Here is a 5,537-nt window from a genome sequence, read left to right as displayed (position 1 = left end):
GGAGTGCCGGCCACGGGCTGCCGGGCACGGCCGACCTGCGGCGCGCGCGGTGCCGCCCGGCCGCCGCCTGCTCGCGCGCCCTGAGCTCGCGACGAGTCAGGGGGGGCTGGTCGAGCTGCATCCGGGGCGTCGTCCTTCGGTGGCCGTCGACGACCGGGGACGTGGGGGCGTCCGCGGTCGCTAGTACGACCTGTCTCGGCGCGCCGGCGGCCGGACTGAAGCCCGGCCGGCGTGTCGTCCCAGGAGTTCACCCGTATGAGGGAACCGGCGGCGCCCGCACCGCGGGGCAGGTCAGCCGACGGACGTCGTGCCCCCCGCGGGCGGCACGCCGGCATCCCGGCCCGCGCCGCCCGGTGGCGGCGCGTCGATGCGGCAGCGCGAGAGGCCGTCGGCGAGGACCGAGACCAGGGCGGCCGCCTCGGTGGCGGAGAGCCGGACGCTCGCGACGCACTGGCCCTGGCGCCACGTGCTGACCACCACGACGGCGTCCTCCTCGTGCCAGGTGACCTGCAGGGCACGGCGCTCACCCCGCAGGTCAGGCAGCGCGGTGGCACCCGGTAGCGGCAGCGCGACGACGTCTCCCATGGACGCACGATGCTCCGGCGCCGCGCGGATGTCCAGAGCCGCCGGGCACGCGTGAGGGGCGCCGACCCGACGGTCGGCGCCCCTCACCGGTGCTCAGCGAGCGGTCAGCTGCAGCCGCTGGTCGAGCCGCAGCCCTCGCAGACGTGGCACGAGCCCGCCGGGCGCATCTTGATGCCGCAGTTCATGCACAGCGGCGCGTCCGCCGCGCGGCCCTGCATGAGGTCCATGAGCTCGGCGGAGGAGTGCACGCTCGCGGGCACGGGGGCCACCGACGCCGCCGCGACCGACGGCGCGGGTGCCGAGGGGGCCGGTGCCGGGGCGGGCGCGGACGCCGCGGTACGTGCGGACGACTCGGCGAGGTCCGACGCCGACGGCGGCTCGTTCAGGGCCTCGTACGCGTCGCTGGGGACGGGCTCGTACGACCCGGTCTCGAGCTGACGCGTGCGCTCCTGCGTCGTGTAGATGCCGAGCGACGCGCGCGTCTCGAACGGCAGGTAGTCCAGCGCCAGGCGACGGAAGATGTAGTCCATCATCGACTGCGCCATGCGGATGTCCGGGTCGTCCGTCATGCCGGCCGGCTCGAAGCGCATGTTGGTGAACTTCTGCACGTACGTCTCCAGCGGCACGCCGTACTGCAGCGCGACGGAGATCGCGATCGAGAACGCGTCCATGACGCCCGCCAGGGTCGAGCCCTGCTTGCCGAGCTTGACGAACAGCTCGCCGAGGCCGTCGCCGGGGTACGAGCCCGCGGTGATGTAGCCGTCGGCGCCGCCCACCGTGAACGACGTCGTCAGGGACGTGCGCTGGCGGGGCAGGCGCTTGCGCGTGGCCCGTGCGGGCGCGGCCTCGACGACCGTCGTCGCCGCCGTCGCCTCGACCGCCGAGTCGGCGCCCTTGGCCTTGGCGTCGGAGAGCGGCTGGCCGACCTTGCAGTTGTCGCGGTAGATGGCGAGCGCCTTGATGCCCATCTTCCAGGACTTGAAGTAGATCTCCTCGATCTCCTCGACGGTGGCCGTCTCCGGCATGTTCACCGTCTTGGAGATCGCGCCCGAGATGAACGGCTGCACCGCGGCCATCATCCGGACGTGCCCCATCGGGGAGATGGCGCGCTCGCCCATGGCGCAGTCGAACACCTCGTAGTGCTCCGGCTTGAGGCCGGGGGCGTCGACGACGTGGCCGTGCTCGGCGATGTACTCGACGATCGCCTCGACCGTCTCCTCGGCGTAGCCCATGCGGCGCAGCGCCCGCGGGATCGTCTGGTTGACGATCTGCATCGAGCCGCCGCCGACGAGCTTCTTGAACTTCACCAGCGAGAAGTCCGGCTCCACGCCCGTGGTGTCGCAGTCCATCATGAAGCCGATGGTCCCGGTCGGGGCGAGCACCGACGCCTGCGCGTTGCGCCAGCCGTTCGTCTCGCCGATCCGGTTGCCCTCGGCCCAGACCTTGGTCGCGGCGGCGTGGATGCCGGCGTCCATCGAGCCGAGCGTGCGGATGTCGTCGTTCGCCGCGGCGTGCTTGCGCATGACGCGCTTGTGCCCGGCCTCGTTGAGGCGGTAGCCCTCGTACGGGCCCACGACGCCCGCGAGCTGGGCCGAGCGCTTGTAGGCCGTGCCCGTCATGAGCGAGGTGATCGACGCGGCGAGCGCACGCCCGCCGTCCGAGTCGTAGCCGTGCCCCGTCGCCATGAGCAGCGCACCGAGGTTGGCGTAGCCGATGCCGAGCTGGCGGAACTTGCGCGTCGTGTCGCCGATCGCCTCCGTCGGGAAGTCCGCGAAGCAGATCGAGATGTCCATCGCCGTGATGACGAGCTCGACCGCCTTCTCGAAGCGCTCGACGTCGAACGTGTCGTCGGCCCTGAGGAACGTCAGGAGGTTGAGCGAGGCGAGGTTGCACGAGGAGTTGTCCAGGTGCATGTACTCCGAGCACGGGTTGGACGCGGTGATGCGGCCGGACTCCGGGCTCGTGTGCCAGTCGTTGATCGTGGAGTCGTACTGCAGGCCCGGGTCGGCGCACTCCCAGGCGGCCTTCGCGATCTTGCGGAAGAGGCCCTTGGCGTCGACCGTCTCGATGACGCGGTTGTCCTGACGCGCGCGCAGCCCGAAGGTGCCGCCGTCCTCGACCGCCTGCATGAACTCGTCGCTCACGCGGACCGAGTTGTTCGCGTTCTGGTACTGGACCGAGACGATGTCCTTGCCGCCGAGGTCCATGTCGAAGCCGGCGTCGCGCAGCGCGCGGATCTTGTGCTCCTCGCGCGCCTTGGTCTCGACGAACTCCTCGATGTCGGGGTGGTCGACGTCGAGCACGACCATCTTGGCGGCGCGGCGCGTGGCGCCGCCCGACTTGATGGTGCCCGCGGACGCGTCCGCGCCGCGCATGAAGGAGATGGGGCCGCTCGCGGTGCCGCCCGAGGACAGCAGCTCCTTGGAGGAGCGGATGCGGGAGAGGTTCAGGCCGGCGCCCGAGCCACCCTTGAAGATCATCCCCTCCTCGCGGTACCAGTTGAGGATCGAGTCCATGGTGTCGTCGACGGCGAGGATGAAGCACGCGCTCACCTGCTGCGGCGACGGCGTGCCGACGTTGAACCACACCGGGGAGTTGAACGAGAAGACCTGGTGCAGCAGCATCCACGTCAGCTCGTGCTCGAAGACCGTCGCGTCCTCGTCGGTCGCGAAGTAGCCGAACTCGCGGCCGGCCTTGGTGTAGGTCAGCACCACCCGGTCGATGAGCTGCTTGAGGCTCCACTCGCGCTGCGAGGAGCCGACGGCGCCGCGGAAGTACTTGGTCGTGACGATCGTGGTCGCGTTGAGCGACCACGACGCCGGGAACTCGACGCCCTTCTGCTCGAAGATCGTCTCGCCGCTCTTCCAGTTCGTCTGCACGACGTCGCGACGGTCCCACTCGACCTCGTCGTACGGGTGGACCCCGGGCGTGGTGAACACGCGCTCGACCACGAGGCCGTTCTTGCGTCCGCGGGTCCCGCGGGCGCCCGCCTTGCCGGTGGACTCCGACGTCTCTGTCATGACTTCTCCTTCAGCGGGGTGCCGGGTGGCGCTCGCGCGGGTGTTCGGGGCTCGCTGTCCCAGGTGGTCGTGCCGTGCTCGCCGTGCTGCTCGTCGCGCGTGCTGCTCGTCGTGCCGTGCTCGTCGTGTCGTCGTGCGGTGGTGGTCGTGCTGGCCGTGCTGCGTCGCGGGTGGTGGGTCCTGGCGCCGGTCCACAGCGGGGGCGCGTCCTGCACAGGGTCATGCACAGGTTCATGCACAGTTTTGGCCGCTCACCACTACAGGTGCCTAACTTACAACCGTGGAACCACTAGATGTAGTGCCACGGGCGGTGAATCTGCGGGCCATGACGCCGCGGCCGCGCCGGGCGCGACGAAGCCGCAGGCCAGGGCGCTGTCGATGATGGACGTAGGCCGTGGGGGTGATCCTGAGCGCCCGGCGTGTCTCACCGCTCGGCGTGTCGGGCTCCGGGGGACGGGACGACGGCGGGGTCGGGTGCGGGAGCGGCGCGGCGCGGCGCGAACGCCGCCCGCGCCGCGGTGCGGCGCAGCGCGACCAGCGTGGGCCGTGCGACGAGGGCCAGCGCGAGCGCCGTCGTCAGGGCGCGTCCCACGTCCCAGCCCAGGGAGGTGGCGAGCGTGAAGAGCCCGAACCGGCGCAGGTTCTCCAGCACGGGGTCGCCCGCGACGAAGGAGATCCCCGTGCCGGTCCCGACGCCGAACGGCCAGAAGGACAGGTTCATCGCGAGGCCGAAGGCGAACGCCGCGACGGCGCCGTACGCGACCAGCAGGGCGATCTCGCGCGCGCCCCGCACGCGCCGGGGCAGCAGCCCGGCGCCGAGCCCGATCCACGAGGCCCCGAGCATCTGGAACGGCATCCACGGCCCGACCCCGCCGGTCAGCAGCGCCGAGGCGAGGATCGTCGTGGAGCCGAGCGCGAAGCCGAAGCCGGGCCCGAAGACGCGCCCGCCCAGCACGATGACGACGAACACCAGCTCGACGCCGGCGGTGCCGGCCGAGAGCGGCCGCAGCACGGAGCCCACCGCCGACAGCAGCCCCAGCACCGCGACGGCCTTGACGTCGAGCCCGCCCTCGCTGAGGGCCACGAGCACGACGGCGACCACCGCCACGAGCACCACCGCCAGGACGAGCGGGGCGTCGGTGCTGTGCTCGAGCCCGCTGCCGGGCTGCAGCACGAGCGGCCAGCCGAACGCGAGGATCCCGGCGAGCGTGGCCAGCCCCAGCGCGAGGCGGGTGCGGGGCCCGAGCGGCAGCGCGGCCACGTCGACCGCGGGCGCGGCGCGGCGCACCGCGGCGGTCGGCGCGCTCACGGGACCGCCCCGAGCGTGGCGCTGACCGCACCCACCGTGAGGAGGCCCACCGGGTGCAGCACCTTGGCGACCTGCGGCGCGAACGTGGGGGAGGCGACGAGCACGTCACGCGCCGGCCCGTCGGTGACGACCTCGCCCGCGGCGAGCACGACGACGCGGTCGGCCGCCTCGGCGACGAACTCCACGTCGTGGCTCGAGAGCACCACCGCGCCGCCCGCGTCGGCGTGCGCCCGCAGGGCCACCGAGAGCCTCGCCTTGGCCGCGTAGTCCAGCCCGCGCGTCGGCTCGTCGAGGAGCAGCACGCGCGGGCGTGCCGCGAGCTGGACCGCGAGGACCAGCGCCAGGCGCTGACCTTCGGAGAGGTCGCGCGGGTGGGCGTCCGCCGGGACGGTGCCCGCCAGGCCGGCCAGCAGCGCTGCGGTGGTGCCCGGCTCGGCGCCGGACTCGCGGTCGGCCGCGGCGCACTCCGCCGCCACGGTCTCGAGGTAGAGGAGCTGGGCGGGGTCCTGCGGCACGAGCCCGACCAGGGCCCGCGCGGCGGCCGGGGCCAGGAGCGCGGGGTCGGCGCTCCCCGCGACGGCCACCGGCCGTCGTGCCCGCCAGGGCAGGAACCTGCCCGGGCC

General features: G+C 72.9%; 4 protein-coding genes. All 4 read right to left on the bottom strand.

Annotated features, from left to right (window positions below; all coding sequences use genetic code 11):
- Positions 1-291 precede the first annotated feature (291 nt).
- Complete coding sequence (locus IDM29_RS14420) at positions 292-585, bottom strand: hypothetical protein (RefSeq protein ID WP_188037689.1); 294 nt, start codon at positions 583-585, stop codon at positions 292-294.
- Positions 586-689: 104 nt separating this feature from the next.
- Positions 690-3,605, bottom strand: coding sequence for a vitamin B12-dependent ribonucleotide reductase (locus IDM29_RS14415; protein ID WP_182113892.1), 2,916 nt, complete (start codon positions 3,603-3,605; stop codon positions 690-692).
- 424 nt (positions 3,606-4,029) lie between these two features.
- Positions 4,030-4,914, bottom strand: coding sequence for an ECF transporter S component (locus IDM29_RS14410; RefSeq protein ID WP_255491859.1), 885 nt, complete (start codon positions 4,912-4,914; stop codon positions 4,030-4,032).
- On the bottom strand, positions 4,911-5,537 hold a 627-nt coding region (locus tag IDM29_RS14405), incomplete at its 5' end, for an AAA family ATPase (protein ID WP_188037688.1). The genes IDM29_RS14405 and IDM29_RS14410, both read right to left, overlap by 4 nt.

The organism is Actinotalea sp. JY-7885, from assembly GCF_014525465.1.
Lineage (GTDB): Bacteria > Actinomycetota > Actinomycetes > Actinomycetales > Cellulomonadaceae > Actinotalea.
Note: the sequence above shows the minus strand (reverse complement) of the source record. Positions and strands in the feature narration are given on the sequence as shown.